Consider the following 18,263-nt stretch of genomic DNA (forward strand, 5'->3'; position numbering starts at 1 on the left):
ATAAAAAAAATCTTCAATCGTCATAACTACCCTCATCTTTGTAATTCTTTCTCCTCCTGACTCCTGTCTCCTGACTCCTGAGGACTCCTAACTTAACCATTCTATGACTGTTTAACCGGATTTGATATTACAAGGCCTTTCATAATTAGTAGACCACAAAGTAGGGACTTTCCATGCAACGTCCCAGAGCGGGTTATCATTTTTTTAATAGCGTTCATTGACCTGAAAACTGCTGTAAGTTTATAATCTGACAACTTTCCATTGTCAATAAACTCAAGGGGAGCCTAACAAAAATTTGTCCGACCCCCATAAATCAAATTAGAGTCTCTTCATAGTCGATGACATTAGGGACTTCATACTACTAAGATGGGCTGGATCTACGGCAGCACTAACGACTTCAGCACTTTCTGAAGGACAAGCACTTGAATCAATGCAAGGACGAGGTGTTTGATTTGGTTCAGTTGTGGGAATGCCGATCGCAGCTAAGGCAATCTGGAATTTTTGGGTAATTTGAGACCCAAATATAATTGGAACTCCATCAATTGTGATATCACCAACACAGAAACCTTGTTCCTCTGGGACTTCATAAACTGCATGAAGAATAAAATCGGGTTCATTAGGATCAGTACGACGATAACCTCGGACAATTTTCCAGTAATCTGAGGGGTGAGCATCAATGGGAGCTTGTGAAGGTAATTGCCATGTCTGATCGAAAGCGGGTTCTTGAATATACAAACCAACGGGGTCTTTGAGGGTTACCTTAACGCCACCTGGCCGGACAATACTGTTAACCGTACCGCCTATGAAGGGATCACTATTACGCCCTGGAGTACCATAAAGACTACATTGGATTAATTGAGACTGGTTAGTGACCACCTCCCCGTTACAGTCTCTGACAATTGTGGCGGCGGCGGCAAGATAAATTTCAGCACTTAAACTATTCGGTCTACTAATCAAATGAACAGGTCCAGTTGTTGTATTATTATTCCACTTATTGAGGTAATTATAACTAGGAAGTTTAGTGTTAGGATCAATATCACCTTGGATATCGGAAAGTTGTACATCGGGACTGACTAACTCTCTATAAAGTTCAAGGACGCGATTGGGGTCAATCATCCATAAAGCAAACCAATATTCACGATTCTCACAGGTGAAGGTGACTTTGGTAATTTTGTTGTCGCTGGGGCGTCGGGTTACACTCCACTCACAGTATTCGTCTTGCCATCCTCTTGGTCCTTCAGGACCATAAGGTCGACCACCAACATTTGGAGGACTTTCATCAGCATATCGTAATTGTTCTGCTCGGGATACGTTAGGAAAGGTTAGTAAAATCCGGTTGGGAAAGGCTGTCCAAGCTACAGGAGGTGGAGTAACGACTCCTGTAAGATTGGTGCTCAAAGGATTAAAGTAGAAAGTCCGATCATTATCTAGAGGGGCACCTCCTCCCTGAATTGATTGTTCTGTAAATTCGTTGAGAGACTGATTCCAGAGCGCATCTAACTGAGCTTGTTTATCTGGTTGATCGCCTAAGTCTTTAAGACCTGCTGGTGTGTTAAATCGTTTGAGAGTTGCCATAGTTGTACCTCTTCTAATTTAATTGTTTAGGTTGAACAGGTGGGAACTAATTAAACAAATCATAAGCTTTTGGTCATAAATTAATTGACCACTCCGACTTGACCGTCGCTTTGCATCCGTAACAGGGGAGAATTTACTGGCAGATCGCTTTGAGGAAGTAACAGACTAAACTCAAAAAGATTCTTAATCGGCTTTATAGAAGCAAATTCTTGTCTGCGCGAGATGCTAAGGTCTACATAATCCGAAACTCCATTGCCATTGGCGATCTGGTCAGCTACTGCATTGAGATAAGATTGAATCCGTTGGTTAACCTGATCTTTCCAGGTTGCATCAGGTAAATTCCAAGTATTCAGAAACTGCTGTTCTGCAGTACAGCTATCCAAATTCTCGACTGAACAAGGAGGTTGATTTTTAACTGCTGCTTCGATCTCGGCGACAAACAAAGCAGGAATATTACTGGCTCCCTGATTGTCAATAGTTGCCTGATCTAGCTTTTTGGCATAGGTTTGTAAGCTACTACGCACTGGTGAGAATATAGGATTCTGGAAATCCACCATCAAAACTGCGGCAGCAAACTTGTCAGTGATAAATTTTATGTTCTTGCGCTGGTTATCTCGTATAACCTGAAAGTTCATCAACTGTTGGATGACAAAGGTGTCCTCATTGGAAGGTACGGGAATGAAAAAAGGATGAAAAGTTGTTCCTTTTTGTTCATACTCCACAGTATCTGGTTCACACTTATTAGTGTTGGGAATTCTGCGACACTGACGTAAGGCAAATTCTTTACTATCAATAGTTTGCTTAAATTTATTGGAGTCAAAGCCAATCGTACTGGGGAATTGATAACCAGCGTCACCGAATACATCTCCTGCTACTTTACTCAGAACATCATCATAGATAAAAAAGTTTTTCGGAGGTGTCACCACTTTACCCAAAGCTCCGATATTCGCCAAGTTTGATTCAAAATTGACTGATGTAGTCGTCGTGAGATGTCGTAAGAGTTCGGGAACTCCAGTCACTGTTTTGATATCCTCACTGACATGGCTGTCGAGCCAAGCATTATAATACTGAGAGACTCCACCCCTAATATCTTGTTCTAAGACTTCAGCACCAATCAAGTTTGCCAAGTTGGGATCTTGTGCAATAATCTCTGGCAAAACCGATAAATCAATGGTTGCTAATTGACTTGTCCAGTTATTCCAAGGTCGTTTGAGTTCTTTCATAATGACTGAACCATTGTGGTGACAGTCAAAACACCCTTTTCCCATAAACTGTGGTTGACGAGCATGACTCGAATCCCCTGCCCAACTCCAGTTATTATCCCTATTAAGTTCATAATAGTTGAACTTTTTCTTTTTAGAGTCCCAAGCAATGACTTGTAAGAAACCCGTTGTTGAACCAGGACTTGCACTGAGCAATGTTGACAGAATACCATCGCCTTTCCAAGTAATGGCCAATCGTTGATTGCGATCGGCATTTCGTGGGGCAATGGAGAGGGGAATTTGACCCCCTTCAGCCACTAGGTAAATCTTCTGTGTTAGGCTAGCATCGGCCTCAGCTATTGCCTCTTGGGAATCCTTAACTTCTTGAGGAAATTTGCCCTGACGTAGAATCTCTTTACCCCACAAATCATTGAGATTTGCTTCCTGTTCATCCAGGGACATCCTTGTCCCAACTTTCCCCGCAGAACAACCAATACATTTCCAGATATTTGGGACATTCTCTGGGATGTTTGAAGTATCCTCTGCTAATACCGACCATGCAGGCATCAGGCTTAATATAAGTACTAGAGATATTACGACAAGCAAAGCATTGTCAAAGTAATTCGATAATTGGTTTGCAAGCCAAGCTCTGTTTAATCTTATTGGTTTCAGCCAGATGCACAACCCCAAAATGATTATGCCTTGTATTAAAAACCAATTTAAATGCATAGATAGCTGACAAGAGTTTCAGACTAATTATATTTATTAGTATATTATAGCAGTTTTATTAATAACACCGCTTTTAGATTGCCATTTTTTCAGTCAGTTAATAATAGCTTGGGCAGAAAATCCTAACCTGGAGCTTTTATTAGGGGTTTGATAAAGAAAAAATTCCCTTAAGATTCTGGGCAAGTTTTAGGGCGTTGCTGAATTAACGTATAATTTTGAAATTAGGGAGTTATATCAAGTTCGGTAGCACCTATATTACAAGGCAAGGAAAAAGGTTTAAAAGCTAGAAAAAACTTAAATTTCCTGTAAATATTCACGCTAACTTTTACACAAACTATACCAGCGGACATGATATTATACCAATTATAAAAAACCTTGCTATACTTATAATTTATATTTCTAAATACTTTTTATTGACGTAGTTTTAGCAATTAAAAATTAATATCATGTCCGGTTGAATGCTTACACTTTGGAGGAGGTAAGGCAGAGGGTAGAAGGCACTTATGCTGAAGGAAAGAAAAGCTTAGAAGGGAGAAAGTTTTTTAATCACTGATTATCCGGACATGATATAAAAATTAATAATTACCTATCCCTTTATAGGGATAGGATTGACGCTAAAGGGAAAAAAATTCTTTTTTTGCCCTTGAAAGGAGAGGCTTTTAACCTGAATTATTGAATTATTAATTATTCGGGGTGAATATTTATAATTCATACCTAGATACTAAAATAATGAGGCACAAATCTACTCAAATCTTGAGTCACAATTTCCCTATCTTCCCTAACACAAATACCAGCAGCTTCTCCACCAATAACCCAAGCACCAATCACAGGATAATAACCATCAAAATTCGGCAATTGATAATAGGATTGATAAATTAAAGGTTCATCTTCATATATTCCTTCTGTTTGATATTCTCTATCTCCAAAATAAACAGTAATATTTCCACCTTCTCTAGAAAAAACTGGTTTACTTAGATAGGGATGAGATAATTTGACAGAGTCAAAATAGGCAGGCAATAAATTAGGATGGTCTGGAAAAAATTCCCAAAGAATTGGCAGAATAGCTTTATTACTCCAAATTAATTTCCAAGCAGGTTCGATTAAATTCATCGGTTCTAATAATAGATATTTCCCGAACTTTTCCCGCATCATCCATTCCCAAGGATACAACTTGAATAAGTGACGAATAATTTGATTATCCAGGTCGCAAAAAACTTCTAATTCTTCACTCCAACCAATATCATCTATATATATATGTTGAGTATTTAATCCTGCTTGAATTGCCAAATCTCGCAAATATTCAACAGTTCCCAAATCCTCCAATGTCTCTCTTTCACAACTAAAATATAAAGTCTCCCCTGCCAAACCATTCATTTCCACAAAAGCTGCCAATAACTTTTCATGCACAGAATTAAATTGATCTGCTTCGGGAAACATTTCCTCCAACCAAGTCCACTGCACTACCGCAGTTTCTAGAAGAGCAGTTGGCGTATCAGCATTGTATTCCAATAACTTCGGTGGGTTGATGCCATCATAAGCAAAGTCAAAACGACCATAAAGACTGGGGTCATCCCGTTCCCAAGACTGGCGACATAATTCCGCAAACTGTTCCGGAACAGATAATTGAGAAAAACGGTTTTCTTGGATAATGCGCTCTGCCGCTTCAATATATAATTCTTGTAGAGTTTGAGTTGCTGCTTCCAGTTCATTTATTTCTGAAGTGGTGAAACGATAACAAGCAGTCTCATCCCAATATGGTTCTCCGTACATATTATAAAAGTGAAAGCCAACCGCTTCGCATTTCTGCTGCCAGTTGGCACGAGGTTCAATATTTATCCGTTTCATTTTCTGCCTTATTTTTGAATTTTAATTTTTGATTTTATAGCACTACACAAATAGGGCGCAGACATTTTTAACTAAGTCAGAAGTCAGTCAGGGATGACTTTAAACTTTTGAATTTTGTATAAATACTCAAACTCAGTCAGGGATGACTTTAAATTTTTGACTTTAAACTTTTGACTTTAAACTTTTGACTTTAAACTTTAAACTTGCGCTATATCAACCTTTGCCACCGCCTCTACCGCCAAAACTACTACCGCCTCTACCACCTCTACTACCAAAACCACCTCTATTGACCGTACCAACAGAAGTTGTAGACCTTCCCGAAGGACTTTTAAGAATACCTGCATTACTGGGAACAGGTTGATAACGACTATTACTATTCTGGTAATAGTAGATACTACCACCAGACCTGTAGTAATGAGGACCATAATAGTGTCCAGATGAATAACTTCCGTCTGTGACTGGTTCACATCTGTCTGCTCCTCCCCATTCTCTACGACAGTCTTCAAGATTTCTATAAACTTCGCGGTTGTCTCTACGAGATGTGCAAGCTTTTAAGGTAATTGAAGAGATTAGTACTAAGGAAATAATAATAGTTCTCTTAATTTTTCTTGTCTCACTCATGGACTTAAGATGATTACTACTTTTTCCACGATAGCTGCTCAATCTGGAAAAGCCCTCAATTTGTAACATTTGGTTTACATGAGCGATCGCCTTAATGAAGTCAGAAGTCAAAATTCAGGAGCCAGAAGTTAGAAAGTAAGAATTTATAATATTGATTTTTTCTGAGAGTAAAACTATTTATCGCTACAATCAAATAGTAGGTTGTGACTAAAAAATAAGGTCTCAAGCCTATTTTTTTAAAGGAATGAAAAGAATAAACTTCAGTATATCAAGTTGGATGGTTTCCTAGGTCATGCTGCGCAAACAGTGTTTGGTACTGATAACTGATAACTGATAGCTGATAACTGAATCGGAGGAAGTCCAAAATTTATACCCGACCTTTAGCCAGATTAATTGAACAATTACAAATGTTGCCTGGAGTTGGCCCTAAAACGGCACAACGTCTGGCACTACATATTATTAAGCGCCCGGAAGCAGAAATTCAAGCTTTAGCTCAAGCATTGGTTGATGCGAGGAAAAAAGTAGGTCTATGTGAGAAATGTTTCCATTTATCTGCTGAACCTATTTGTGAAATTTGTCGTAACCCTCAGCGAGACAAGGAAATTATTTGTGTAGTCTCTGACTCCCGCGACCTTATTGCTTTGGAGAAAACACGGGAATATAAGGGTGAATATCATGTCCTGGGGGGGGTCATTTCGCCGATGGATGGTATTGGTCCGGAACAGTTGAGTATTCAAGCTTTGGTGCGGCGAGTTAGTCAGGGAAATATTCAGGAAGTGATTATTGCTATTAGTCCGAGTGTGGAAGGAGAGACTACTACTTTATATGTCGGTCAGTTGTTGAGACCTTTTACAAAAGTGACCCGCATTGCTTTTGGTTTGCCTATGGGAGGAGATTTAGAATATGCTGACCAGGTAACTTTGGCGCGTGCGTTGGAGGGGCGTCGGGAATTAGAGTAGCGGGGAAGTTGATAGAAAAAGTTTCAGTGAATTATGTAGAAATTTTGGCGTTGCTGAGTGGTAATGATTTTGAGATTAACTTTGGGCGCAAAACATCAGTTTTTCAATTTTAACTTCAGCTAATAGACATCTCCAAGAATCAAAAATCAATATCTATATCCCAAAGAAGTTATCAATTCTTTACCCCTACAGCAAAGCTGCCTACTGTCTACTCCCTATGGGTGGAGTAGATATCTAATTATCATTACATTTAAGCAACGCCGAAATTTTGGCATTGCACAGTGACGAATGATATCAAATCCGCTCGGGTTCGGTATAAAAAAAATTTTCATCTTCATCCAAGAGCAAATGTTTCGCGCATTCTCTTCCCTCCTGACTCGGTCCTCCTGACTCGGTCCTCCTAGATTAACTATCTAATTACACCGATGTTACCGGATTTGATATGATTTGAGATTTTTGATGAACAAGATTTTGGATTAATCAATTGCTATAATAATTAATATTAGGTTTTTTTTAGTCAAAGTCTAAACTATTTTTTGGTAATATCATTCCATAATGTGCAACCCCGAAATTTTGGTGGTGGTGCATTGTAATAGTCGTCCATTGTAATTATTGTTGTTACGAGACCGCAGTGGGAGCATCTTGATCCCGTGCCAAACATTGCTTGTTTATATCTACCATTACTACGCAGAACTACCGAAATTTTTATTAGCTGAAAGTATGATTTTCTAGAATTGTATTGGTTGATAAACTTAACTCTTACCAACAATTTCACGGTATCGTTCCATTTTTAGTTAAATCACAGATTTTTATTTTTATTTAATTTATCAAGCTTTTGTAGAAAATAACTTTCTCGATATCCCCCCAATTGTCTAGATAATTCTAACCCTCTTTGAAAAGATGAAATTGCTAAAGGAAAAGCCTTTAACTGTGCATAAACTTGACCCATACGGTCATAAGTTTCCATCATCCCATAAACATTAACAAACTGTTGATCCATCAATAATTGCACTTTATATATTTCAATTGCTGCCTCTTTTTCATCCTGAGAAAGATAGAGTGCTGCCAATTTTTCTAAAGCATCACTAGCACTTATAAACTGTTGAATTGATTGAGCAATATCATAAGCTTCCTGATAGTATTGACTGGCAAGACTAAGTTTACCGAGTTCCTCATAATCTCCAGCAATAGATATTTTTATATCCGGAATTTCTGTGATAGTTTCTTGACCTTCGTAAAAATTGACCAATCTTTCTTTAGCTGTAATTGCTTGTAGAGGTTTTCCCGCTTGATTATAAATGAAAGCTAATTTTTCGATAGTATCTACTTTTTCAAAATTAGTAGTTAAAGCAGGATCTGTTGTTTCTTCATTAGTAGATGTTGCTGAGTTACTCTGCTGCTGAACCTCCAATAATTCTTCATAGGCGATCGCTGCATTATCATAATCTAGCCAATTCAAATATATTTCCCCAATAGCTGTCAAAGCTAGTTTCAGAGTAGCAACATCCTCTTGCTCCCTAGCTTCAGCAATAACTTGTTGATAAACTTGAACTGCTGGATCTTTTGCTCTTACAGTATTAAATGCAGAACCTAATGCTTGCAACAATTCTATATTCACAGGTTCTTGCTCTTGAATATCTGGTTGTAGGGTTTCCAGTCGTTTTGTTATCCACTGCACTTGTAATTTTTGACCATTATTCCATGCTATTTCTGCCACCCGTTCCAAAGCTGCTAACTCTTCTGCTTGACCAAGATAACGTCGCAAACGAAGTTCTCTATTCCAGGTATCAAAAGCTTGAGTTGTTTCTCCCCCCGCAAATAATGCTGCTGCTTCAGCGTTAAGTTTGTCGAGTTCTTGAGAAAGTTCTTCTCGTTTGTCCCCGGTAACAGTTCCTGTCGTAGGGGGTTCTGGCAAAAGTGGGTCTGGTTCAGTGCTTTCTAAAGGGTTAGGGGAAAATTTATTGGGAGATTCTAATTCTTGTTCTGCATCTGTTTGACGTTGAGAGATAATATTTACAGCATTTTTTCTGACGGTATATTCGGAAAATTCAGGAGTTTTTGCTAAACAATAGCTTGAAAAGTAGAGGTAAAAACAACTGCTAGTGAGAACTAAGTTTTGAATTTTGAGCATTTTAATTAGATGGTTAACTTTGATAATAATTTTAGGTCTTATGTGAGGCTGAACATAATTATTAAATGTGGAATAGGCATCTTGCCTGTTTCTGTTCCGTTCCGCCCCTACAGATTGTGTGTAATTTCGTATTTTGCGTAAGTCCTGTCTAATTAAAATATTATCTTTTTCTTTTGGGTTTTATACTCCACCGTCACCCGCAGTGTTTACTCCTAACTCCTGTGAAATCATACATTCAACAACGCCCCTATTTAAAATAATAAATTATCAATCATTCTCATCCTCAGAAGCTCTCGAAAAAATTGCCAGGAAAATTGTTGCATTCAAACAAAAATTCTGATATTCTGAAGATTATAAAATGTATAAGCGTCTGTTCGCCCCTGCGCATGACTTTTTATTCAACGCAAAAAATAAAGAAGCTGATTCCCCTTTAAAAGCTCTCGAAAAAAATGCCAGGGAAATTGTTGCATTCAAACAAAAACTCTGATATTTTGAAGATTATAAAATGTATAAGGGGCTGTTCGCCCCTGCGCATGATTTTTTATTCAACGCAAAAAAATCAATGAAAATAGAAGTTTATCAAAAAAATATGGGTTTAAAACCCCGCCTTTGAAGGCGCAATATTTTTGGAGCCTTGCTCAAATCCCCGTTACAAAAATAACTTCACTTCTGACTTCTGACTTATGACTTCTGACTTCGTTAATCGCCTCTTCCCATAATATGACCAAAAAATTAGGTTTCAAGCCTCTCTATTGCAGGAAGTACTGATAACTGATAACTGATAACTGATAACTGAAATGACCATCACCCTCAAACTATTCGCAGCCTACCAAGAAGCCTATGGAGTCTCCGAACTCCAACTCACCCTTTCCCCAGGAACTACCGCCTCCCAACTTTTAGAACAGATCGTCACTCAACACCCCGAACTAGAGCAGTGGCGAAAAGTAACCAAATTTGGTATTAACTTCAACTTTGCTCCACCCGAAACCGTCCTTCAAGACGGCGATGAAGTAGTCCTCATTCCTCCAGTTAGTGGTGGCCTTAACTAGCTATCAGCATTTTCCGTACCGGAATGCTCCGCAAACAGCTATCAGCATTTTCCATACCGGAATGCTTTGCAAACAGCACTCAGCTTTCAAGACCCTAAAAGCTTGAGTTGAAATTCCCGACTTCTATAGAAGCCTTCTTCTTTACAATTTTAGAATTTAGATATTTTTTTTAGAAAATATAATTTCTTTGGTATATGGTATTAAACCACTTACCTCTAGAAACTTTTTCACTATAAAATGCTACATTTATTAAAATAAATCCAATAACATGATTCACATTTAATACTAAGTTAAATAGAAAAAATGTGACACAAAAAAAATAAATTTATCCTGAAAATCAGTAAAATTGACAACCAAAATATTAATCAATTTGAACAAAATAGTTATCAAAATAATCGGGTCTAAAACCCCGCCTTTTAAGGTGAAATATTTTTGGATCCTTGCTCAAATCCCCCTTAAAAAAATAACTTCTGTACGTCGCCAATGGGGCGACTCCCCTATCTGACTTCTGACTTCGTTAAGCAAGTCACTAACTTTAAGCTTAATTCTAAACAACTAAGCCATTTATACTACCGCTCAAATCGCTACATTAAAATTAACTACTAAATTAGTAAAATTACTTACCAAAACAGAAAATCTATCTGTTGCAATTAATAATGGAAAAAATAGGATAAAATTAATCCAGACTATTTTTGTCGGGTATGGTTGACGGTGATTTTTACCCATGCTAGTATTTCAAAAAGTGCAGAAGAATAGTTCTTAGTTAGAAGTAGGGAGTAAAGACCATGACCCAGGCTACAAATACCGATAGTCAAATCCACAGTCAAAATACAGCAATAGAAACACTCAAGTGCAAAGAATGTGGTGAAGAATACCCACTAGAAGCCAAACATATATGCGAAGACGTATGCTTTGGCCCTCTAGAAGTAAAGTATGACTATGAAAAGCTCAGTCAAACAGTCAGTCGGGCAACAATCGAAGCAGGTCCTAACTCTATATGGCGTTATCGTCAATTCCTACCAGTAAAAACAGATAATGTAATAGACGTAGGAACAGGTATGACCCCCCTACTAAAATCAGAACGTTTAGCCCGTCGCCTGGGTCTAAAAAATCTCTACATCAAAAATGACGCTGTAAATATGCCTACCCTCAGTTTCAAAGATAGGGTAGTATCAGTGGCCTTAAGTCGGGCCAGAGAATTAGGTTTCTCCACAGTATCCTGCGCAAGTACAGGCAACCTAGCAAACTCCACCGCAGCGATCGCAGCCAAAGCAGGATTAGAGTGTTGTGTATTTATCCCCGCCGACCTAGAAGCAGGCAAAATTCTCGGCACCCTAATTTACAACCCAACAGTTATGGCAGTTAAAGGTAACTACGACCAAGTAAACCGCCTCTGTTGCGAAGTTGCCAATACCTACGGTTGGGGATTTGTAAATATTAACCTCCGTCCCTACTACTCCGAAGGTTCAAAAACTCTAGGCTTTGAAGTTGCCGAACAACTAGGATGGCAACTACCAGACCATATAGTTGCTCCCATAGCCTCCGGTTCCCTCTACACAAAAATTTATAAAGGATTCCAAGAGTTTGTTAAGGTAGGTTTAGTAGAAGATAAAGCAGTTCGTTTTAGTGGAGCGCAAGCTGAAGGTTGTTCCCCAGTAGCTCAAGCATTCAAAGAAGGTCGTGATTTTATCACCCCAGTTAAACCTAATACTATTGCCAAATCAATCGCGATCGGTAATCCCGCAGATGGTATCTACGCATTAGAAGTAGCTCGCAAAACAAACGGTAATATCGAATCTGTCACGGATGCTGAAGTTATTGAAGGTATGAAGTTATTGGCAGAAACAGAAGGCATCTTCACTGAAACAGCAGGTGGTACAACTATTGCAGTGTTGAAAAAATTAGCAGAAGCAGGCAAAATCGATCCAGAAGAAACTACTGTTGCCTACATTACAGGTAACGGCTTAAAGACACAAGAAGCAGTACAAGGTTATATCGGCGAACCTCTAACAATAGATGCAAAATTAGACAGTTTCGAGCGAGCTTGGGAACGCGCTCAAACATTAGAGCGTCTTGATTGGGAGCAAGTTTTGGTTTAACTCACTTCACCTCAAAAATTCCTACATACAGCAGATTCGATGGTATATGAAGTAAAGATACTAGCAGTTAAGTGTTCCCAGTGCGGACATCTTGCCCGGGATAAATATACCTCAGCAAGGTTAAATCTGGTGTATCTTCCAGGCAGTAATAGTGGGTTAGGAAAAATAATTTTTTTCTTAAAAATTGACAGTTTTTCTTAGCCCACCATTAGAATAAAAATTTGCAAAGACGTTTTAGTTATATCAATAACATTACTCAACTATGGCAGTTACAGTTTTAATTCCTACTCCCTTACAAAAGTTCACCAAGAGTAAAGCAAAAATTGAATGTGGCGGTGGCAATATTTCCGAACTAATAGATTCTCTAGAAGCAAACTTTCCTGGCATTAAAAAAAGTCTCTGTGATGACCAAGGAGAACCCCGAAGATTTTTAAACTTCTACGTCAACAGCGAAGATATCCGATTTTTAGAGGGAACAAAAACATCTCTACAAGATGGAGATGAAGTTAGTATTGTTCCTGCTGTTGCTGGTGGTTAAATAGGTGTGATGAAACTAGTAATACGGCTTACACTAAGCTCCGCGATTACAACCGCAAAAAAATCTATCAAATTCAGATTCTAGATTGTTTCTTGCTTTGACCGATAAATTTTGGTCTGAATCTTCCTCTTTTAAGAGGATAAAAAAAAGAATATTCCGTATTTCAAGCCTCTTGATTCAGCTAAAGGTACTGATAACTGTTAACTTATGACTGAAATGACCCCGCCTAGCAATAATGATTGATTTTATTTAAACTCAATCCAGGCCGTGAGATAATATTTCTAAATTATAGAAATAATTTGGAGATTTAATATGGTCCAGGGTAATATATGGATTCCAATTGCAGTAGTTGTAGTAGGCTTTGTTGCTGCTATTACTATAGGTTCAATTGCTTGGTATAATTCTAAGCGTCCACCTGGTTGGGAAGATGCACAACGTCCAGACTATGTTCCTAAAGTTAATGATGATAAAGATAGCTAAAAGCATAACAGTTTACTGAACATTAGAAGCTACTCTAACTAGGTAGAGATTATGTTTTAGAGTAGCTTTTATCTGACCTGAGTATTATCTCATTTGTGATATTGTTTGAGAAATAATCCAGAATTGTCAAGGAAGTTGTATACTTTTAGTCAATTCCTGCTTGATTATCAATCTCACTCCATCAATTTTGATCTTGCATTAAATGGATTTTAAAGATTAACAACTATTTATTCTTCATCCCACTAGGAAACTGTTCAATCTTAGCTATACCATAGAACGTGATGTCATCTCTTCCTACCCTTAGTCGGTCTACTCTTAGTTGAGTATTTTCTAAAGCAAATTTATCTAAATCTAGTAAATTATTTACATGGTCTATGAGAGATTTACCTAAATCTACTGACTCTCGATCGCCATTATATTTAACATTAACAAATTTGATTTTACGTCTATTTTCCACTTCAATGTTAGCAGTGAAATCAACATCTATAGGTTGATTTGGATTTCCTACCCCGATTTGAGTTTTAAGTCTGAGGGCTCGATCTTCAGTGATGGTCATTTGAGTATTTTGGAAATGTAGGGATTGTCCCTGATATTTGAGCCTTTGCAGTTTCTCTATCACAAATGGTGTATTGAAAGAGGTAGTCAAGTCAGACTCAGTTAATACAGTCCTCAGAGTGGCCTGAATCGGCTGCCTTAATTTGACTTTACCAGTAAAAATTGCACTAAAGTCTATTGATACAGCTTGCAGGTAAAGCTCCATAACTTCAATCCGAAGGCCATTGTACATCCGCATTCCTTTGCCAATGAAATCAAACCCATCCAGACTACCCTGTAAAAGTTTGGCCACTGGCTCGGCACGGACATTGGCTTCGACTTTATCAGAGCTTTTAAACAGAGCTGCTATTGCCGCTCCTGCTGCCTTGCTCACTAGGCGATCGCCACTTTGATTTTGCATTGGTACATTGGTCAACAACGCAGTCACCATAATTTTTCAATGTTTGCCTTCATTCATATCCTAGCAGTTTGATAAAGAATTGTAAAGTTTACTTGTACTTATGTACTTAATAAGCATTACTTTGCATCTACTGAAGACATAGCCTACTGGACTGACATAGGGGGATGGGTCGGGTTCATCTCAATTTAATGTTGAGCAATTAATTTAACGCCGAACCCGCCCCTACTATTGCAAAATTTTAGATGTGTCAATCCACTAGGCAAATAAAACTTTTAGGAATAGACTGAATCAAGGGGTGTACCTTGTAGACAAGCATCGGTGAATATAGCCCCATTGGAGTCAGCTTGATCGACAATAGCGCAGAGCAAATTAGCCCGTTGTAAATTTGTGCCCCGGAGTATGGCCCCAGTAAAATTAGCTTCTTCTAAATCTGCTTGGGATAAATCTGCACCAGCTAGATTAGCACTACTAAATTCTGCTTGAAATAAAATAGTTCTAGTAAAATTCACACCTCGTAGGTCAGCACCACGAAAATCAGCCCCACTCAAGTCCAAATTATTCAGTACAGCTCCATTTAAGAAAGCACCTGCAAAGCTAGCTCCTCTAACTTGGGCATCCATAAAAATAGCACCCCGTAGGTCAGCATTACGAAAGTCTGCCCCTCTCAAATCAGCACCAGTGAAGTCAGCTCCACGCAGGTTAGCTCTTAGAGTTGCTTTCAGTAGATTAGCTCCAGCAAAATTAACTCCAACCAAGTTAGCTTGGTAGAAGTCTGCTTCTGAAAGTTGGGTTCCTGCTAAATCTGCACCAGGGAGATTAGCACTCGCTAAAAGTTTGATTTTGCCAACTCGAATGGCCGAAATATCTAGGGATGTTGATTGATTCATATACATAAAAATTGGTCTTAGGTGTTAGGTCTTAGGTGTTAGGGTGAAAAAAGAATGCTTTTGTGAGGTGAAACTTCAATTATTAAGTAATTAACACAGGCGCAATGATATTTTTGATAATGAGCACGCCACTAGCGTATTAATTATTCTGATGTTTACTTCTCCCCCACTCCCCTACTCCATCACTCCCCTACTCCCCCACTCAAGAAATAGAAAAGCTCCTACATCCAAAGTAAAGAAAAGATCGAGGTATTTTTAAAGATATTAATTGACTGATGTCTTTGATGTAACTGCTTCCTCTAACCAAACGTTGGGAAGTTGACTTGGTCTTTGAGGTAATTGCATCAGACCCATTTCTGTTAAACGAACCACGTTGCTGAGAGATTCTACAAGAATAGGGTCAAAATATCTACCACTGTGATTGATACATTTTTCTAAAGCTTCTCCGAAACTAAGAGCTATTCTTTTACCTCGTGCTTGTATTAGCTCTTGGAAGTAAGAAATTAACCCCAGAATTCGAGATTCTATGGGTATTTCCTCTTCTCTAAGACCGTCTGGTTTACCACTACCATCCCAATATTCTAAATGATGAGCCACAATTTTAGTTACAGGTGCTAACTCTGGCATTGCTGTTAATAACTGAGCAGCAAGTATGCTCCTTTCCTGCCAAAAAGTTAAAGTTGCATCATCTAATTCATCTGGTGTTTGAGTAAATACTTCCTTTGGTGCTGATGCTAACCCCACTCGAAACAATAATCCTGCTAACCGCAAACGTCGCAACTGCAAAGTAGGTAAATCTAACATTTGACCAAGAGTTTCAGATAAAGCTGCAACTTGCAAAGAAGCAATAGGGTTACTAGGATCGCGTTCATCTGCTTTCTGCGCCATTCGTAAAAATGCCTGTAATTTATTAGCATTTAGGTTGCGACTAACTCGTAACGCTTGACCTTCCAATTCCCATAATTCCCTAGTTTGACGATTCATCGCAATCATCTGCTGTTGGGAAGTTTCCAGATAAGAAACTATTCGAGATACCACATTAGTCATATCTGTAGGTGGTGCATCTTTGATAGTTAGAATTTCTTGATGTTGTTTTTGAATGCTGTCTGCTAAGGCAGGATCGTAGGGGCGACATCTTTCTATGAGAATTTCTGCGGCTTTAACTACTAAACTCCGGTCGAAACTCCATAAACCGTAAAATTTTCTTTCTACATCTACAGTGGGTTTACCATTGAGTACATATTCATCTTCTGATAGTTCATGGCAAAGTACCATCGCTCTGTAACCTGGAGCTAAGATAATTAGATTCCATTCATTAACTAAACTATCCGTCGTTTCTAAATTAACTAAAGAGACATTTTCTAGCTGACTTGTAGGATGTTTAGGTAATCCACTATCTGGTACTGCGCTAATAATAATGTGACGGCTAGATTGTGCTATTTCTTGATAACGATCTGCTTCTTGTAAATACCATTTTCCTTGTTGAAATGTAACCAAAACTAATGGTTTTTCTTCAAAATTTTTAGGGCTAGTTTGTAATATGTGGTCTTCTAAAGCATGGCATAAAGCTACCAATGTATTTTTGAAATAAACTCCATAACTAGAGGGAAGTTTTCCTTCCGGACTAGCTTCTTTAAGTTGATTTAAAGTTGCTTCTGGATTCATTTTATTAAATGATGATGATTTTATATATTTGTATTTTATTTTTTAGCTACCTTTATTATTAAAGCGATAGCTTCTTTTATTTATACATACTATGATGATTTTGTCAAGTATTATCGCGTCTTTATGGGGCGAAAAAAGTGGTAAAATATATCCTCATATAATCGAGGTATATAACCATGGCAGTTTATCAAGACAGGGAAGCATTTATTCCTTATTCTAGAAAAGATATCATAGAACTTTGTATTCAAGATGGTAAATTACCAGAAGGATCTTTACAAAAGTTTAGAGATTTTTGTTCTATTCTCCTGGCTTATTATCATTTTAAATTACATAAAACACTGGAGATATTAAAGGAAAATTATGCTCCATTTAATCCAGATGCTAATACTAAATATATTGCTTATCTCTCTGAATCAGAACTAGCAATGATGAAAACTAAAGTTGTTCAGAGTTTTGAGAAAATTCTAGAGCAAGGAAATTTTTTTCCTATATCTCACGCTAGTTTAGAACGTGCTTTTCAGGAAACTTCCCTAATTGAACTGAAAACAGATATCAATTTTGATGACTTTGAAGAGATGATATGTTACTGTCGAGGAGATATATATAAGACAATAAAAGTTAAGAAATTTTTCCGAAAAATTGAAAAGAAAATTGATATTTTTGAAAGGGTTGCTTTATTAATTAAGTGCCAAAATACAGAAGAGACTGATGGTTCAGAATATTCTCAGGAAGAATCTCATCTGAGTTCTAAAAAAATATATATTTCTCTCTATAAAAATATTCCTAAAAATGATATAGAATTTCTATTTCCTAATGTAAAAGTTAGTATGACTTTGAAAGACCGTCTAATGTTAGTAGTACCTGCTATTGGTGCAGCAGTACCTATTGCCCTGAAAATTTTACCGCAACTTTTACTAATTATCGGTGTAATTGTTTTTCTAGCTTTCGGTCCGTCTTATGTAGAAAAATTGAATTTGAGAGCTAATCCGGAGGATGTGAGGAATATGACTGGAATTTTATTAGCTTCATTATCTCTATTAGTAACTTTAGGAGGATTTTGTTTCAAGCAGTATACTCAATACAAAACTAAACAGATTAAGTTTCAAAAACAGGTAACAGACACTTTATTTTTCAATAATATTGCTAATAATGGAGGTGTATTTCAAACTTTAATTGATGATGCAGAGGAAGAAGAATGTAAGGAAATTATTTTAGTTTACTATCACTTATTGACAAGCAATACATATCTAACTCCAGAACAATTGGATAACAAGATTGAAGCCTGGATGGAGGAAAATTTTGATACAAAAATTGATTTTGATATTAATGGACCTTTAAATAATCTCACAAAAATTCAGGGCAAAATTGTCAGGGATGGTGAAGATGAGAATGAGATTTCAGATATACCATTATTAACCTATGATGAAAATGGTTATTGTCAAGTATTACCTTTAGACGATGCTAAACAATTAATAGATTATATTTGGGATAATGCGTTTAGTTATGCTTAAGAGACCAAGAAATTGAG

The 18,263-nt window shown here is 37.6% G+C and carries 16 protein-coding genes; 6 read left to right on the top strand and 10 right to left on the bottom strand.

Features of this window, described 5'->3' with window-relative positions; all coding sequences use genetic code 11:
* Positions 1-318: 318 nt before the first annotated feature.
* The 4 genes from F6K27_RS14660 to F6K27_RS14675 all read right to left on the bottom strand — a co-directional run bounded on the left by F6K27_RS14660 (position 319) and on the right by F6K27_RS14675 (position 6,083).
* On the bottom strand, positions 319-1,575 hold the full coding sequence (locus F6K27_RS14660) for a hypothetical protein (RefSeq protein WP_287276878.1): 1,257 nt from the start codon (positions 1,573-1,575) through the stop codon (positions 319-321).
* A gap of 80 nt (positions 1,576-1,655) precedes the next feature.
* Positions 1,656-3,344, bottom strand: a complete 1,689-nt coding sequence (locus tag F6K27_RS14665; protein ID WP_287276879.1) for a hypothetical protein — start codon at positions 3,342-3,344, stop codon at positions 1,656-1,658.
* Positions 3,345-4,220: 876 nt separating this feature from the next.
* Positions 4,221-5,351, bottom strand: a complete 1,131-nt coding sequence (locus F6K27_RS14670) for a glutathionylspermidine synthase family protein (protein WP_287276881.1) — start codon at positions 5,349-5,351, stop codon at positions 4,221-4,223.
* 213 nt (positions 5,352-5,564) lie between these two features.
* The gene (locus F6K27_RS14675) at positions 5,565-6,083 is read right to left on the bottom strand and encodes a hypothetical protein (RefSeq protein WP_240039112.1); all 519 of its coding nucleotides are present in this window, start codon (positions 6,081-6,083) and stop codon (positions 5,565-5,567) included.
* A 254-nt stretch (positions 6,084-6,337) separates the two neighbouring features.
* On the opposite strand from F6K27_RS14675, the gene recR reads away from it, so the two are divergent.
* Positions 6,338-6,931 carry a recombination mediator RecR gene (gene recR, locus F6K27_RS14680; RefSeq protein ID WP_205127479.1) on the top strand — a complete coding sequence of 198 codons (594 nt, stop codon included), beginning with the start codon at positions 6,338-6,340 and terminating at the stop codon, positions 6,929-6,931.
* Between the two features lie 529 nt (positions 6,932-7,460).
* Here the strand turns inward: recR and F6K27_RS14685 are convergent.
* Positions 7,461-7,706, bottom strand: coding sequence for a hypothetical protein (locus F6K27_RS14685; protein ID WP_287300882.1), 246 nt, complete (start codon positions 7,704-7,706; stop codon positions 7,461-7,463).
* 24 nt (positions 7,707-7,730) lie between these two features.
* Positions 7,731-9,062 (bottom strand): lipopolysaccharide assembly protein LapB, encoded by a 1,332-nt coding sequence (locus F6K27_RS14690; protein ID WP_287276884.1) that lies wholly within the window; start codon positions 9,060-9,062, stop codon positions 7,731-7,733.
* 797 nt (positions 9,063-9,859) lie between these two features.
* On the opposite strand from F6K27_RS14690, the gene F6K27_RS14695 reads away from it, so the two are divergent.
* The gene (locus tag F6K27_RS14695) at positions 9,860-10,111 is read left to right on the top strand and encodes a MoaD/ThiS family protein (RefSeq protein WP_124146425.1); all 252 of its coding nucleotides are present in this window, start codon (positions 9,860-9,862) and stop codon (positions 10,109-10,111) included.
* A 576-nt stretch (positions 10,112-10,687) separates the two neighbouring features.
* Here F6K27_RS14695 and F6K27_RS14700 read toward each other — a convergent pair.
* Positions 10,688-10,837, bottom strand: coding sequence for a hypothetical protein (locus F6K27_RS14700; protein WP_287276885.1), 150 nt, complete (start codon positions 10,835-10,837; stop codon positions 10,688-10,690).
* A gap of 59 nt (positions 10,838-10,896) precedes the next feature.
* Here F6K27_RS14700 and thrC point away from each other — a divergent pair, with 59 nt between their 5' ends.
* The 3 genes from thrC to psb35 all read left to right on the top strand — a co-directional run bounded on the left by thrC (position 10,897) and on the right by psb35 (position 13,228).
* The gene (gene thrC / locus F6K27_RS14705; protein WP_124146426.1) at positions 10,897-12,210 is read left to right on the top strand and encodes a threonine synthase; all 1,314 of its coding nucleotides are present in this window, start codon (positions 10,897-10,899) and stop codon (positions 12,208-12,210) included.
* Positions 12,211-12,472: 262 nt separating this feature from the next.
* Positions 12,473-12,748 (top strand): MoaD/ThiS family protein, encoded by a 276-nt coding sequence (locus F6K27_RS14710; RefSeq protein WP_124146427.1) that lies wholly within the window; start codon positions 12,473-12,475, stop codon positions 12,746-12,748.
* Positions 12,749-13,060: 312 nt separating this feature from the next.
* The gene (gene psb35, locus F6K27_RS14715) at positions 13,061-13,228 is read left to right on the top strand and encodes a photosystem II assembly protein Psb35 (RefSeq protein WP_192901174.1); all 168 of its coding nucleotides are present in this window, start codon (positions 13,061-13,063) and stop codon (positions 13,226-13,228) included.
* Positions 13,229-13,451: 223 nt separating this feature from the next.
* Here psb35 and F6K27_RS14720 read toward each other — a convergent pair whose 3' ends face one another.
* From F6K27_RS14720 to F6K27_RS14730, 3 genes are all read right to left on the bottom strand, one after another.
* A complete protein-coding gene (locus tag F6K27_RS14720) occupies positions 13,452-14,213 on the bottom strand; it encodes a DUF2993 domain-containing protein (protein ID WP_287243106.1) in 762 nt (253 codons plus the stop codon).
* A gap of 242 nt (positions 14,214-14,455) precedes the next feature.
* Positions 14,456-15,076 (bottom strand): pentapeptide repeat-containing protein, encoded by a 621-nt coding sequence (locus F6K27_RS14725; RefSeq protein ID WP_287276887.1) that lies wholly within the window; start codon positions 15,074-15,076, stop codon positions 14,456-14,458.
* A gap of 258 nt (positions 15,077-15,334) precedes the next feature.
* Positions 15,335-16,735, bottom strand: a complete 1,401-nt coding sequence (locus F6K27_RS14730; RefSeq protein WP_287276888.1) for a DICT sensory domain-containing protein — start codon at positions 16,733-16,735, stop codon at positions 15,335-15,337.
* Positions 16,736-16,911: 176 nt separating this feature from the next.
* Here F6K27_RS14730 and F6K27_RS14735 point away from each other — a divergent pair, with 176 nt between their 5' ends.
* Positions 16,912-18,246 (top strand): TMEM143 family protein, encoded by a 1,335-nt coding sequence (locus F6K27_RS14735; protein WP_287276890.1) that lies wholly within the window; start codon positions 16,912-16,914, stop codon positions 18,244-18,246.
* Positions 18,247-18,263 lie beyond the last annotated feature (17 nt).

Source organism: Okeania sp. SIO2F5 (assembly GCF_010692685.1).
GTDB classification, from domain to species: Bacteria; Cyanobacteriota; Cyanobacteriia; order Cyanobacteriales; family Microcoleaceae; genus Okeania; species Okeania hirsuta.

Coding starts and splice junctions, on each gene's coding strand:
- F6K27_RS14670 (WP_287276881.1), bottom strand. CDS start 5,351: ATGAAACGGATAAATATTGAACCTCGTGCCAACTGGCAGCAGAAATGC.
- thrC (WP_124146426.1), top strand. CDS start 10,897: ATGACCCAGGCTACAAATACCGATAGTCAAATCCACAGTCAAAATACA.
- F6K27_RS14665 (WP_287276879.1), bottom strand. CDS start 3,344: ATGCCTGCATGGTCGGTATTAGCAGAGGATACTTCAAACATCCCAGAG.
- F6K27_RS14690 (WP_287276884.1), bottom strand. CDS start 9,062: ATGCTCAAAATTCAAAACTTAGTTCTCACTAGCAGTTGTTTTTACCTC.
- F6K27_RS14735 (WP_287276890.1), top strand. CDS start 16,912: ATGGCAGTTTATCAAGACAGGGAAGCATTTATTCCTTATTCTAGAAAA.
- psb35 (WP_192901174.1), top strand. CDS start 13,061: ATGGTCCAGGGTAATATATGGATTCCAATTGCAGTAGTTGTAGTAGGC.
- F6K27_RS14695 (WP_124146425.1), top strand. CDS start 9,860: ATGACCATCACCCTCAAACTATTCGCAGCCTACCAAGAAGCCTATGGA.
- F6K27_RS14710 (WP_124146427.1), top strand. CDS start 12,473: ATGGCAGTTACAGTTTTAATTCCTACTCCCTTACAAAAGTTCACCAAG.
- F6K27_RS14725 (WP_287276887.1), bottom strand. CDS start 15,076: ATGTATATGAATCAATCAACATCCCTAGATATTTCGGCCATTCGAGTT.
- F6K27_RS14700 (WP_287276885.1), bottom strand. CDS start 10,837: ATGGGTAAAAATCACCGTCAACCATACCCGACAAAAATAGTCTGGATT.
- F6K27_RS14730 (WP_287276888.1), bottom strand. CDS start 16,735: ATGAATCCAGAAGCAACTTTAAATCAACTTAAAGAAGCTAGTCCGGAA.
- F6K27_RS14720 (WP_287243106.1), bottom strand. CDS start 14,213: ATGGTGACTGCGTTGTTGACCAATGTACCAATGCAAAATCAAAGTGGC.
- F6K27_RS14660 (WP_287276878.1), bottom strand. CDS start 1,575: ATGGCAACTCTCAAACGATTTAACACACCAGCAGGTCTTAAAGACTTA.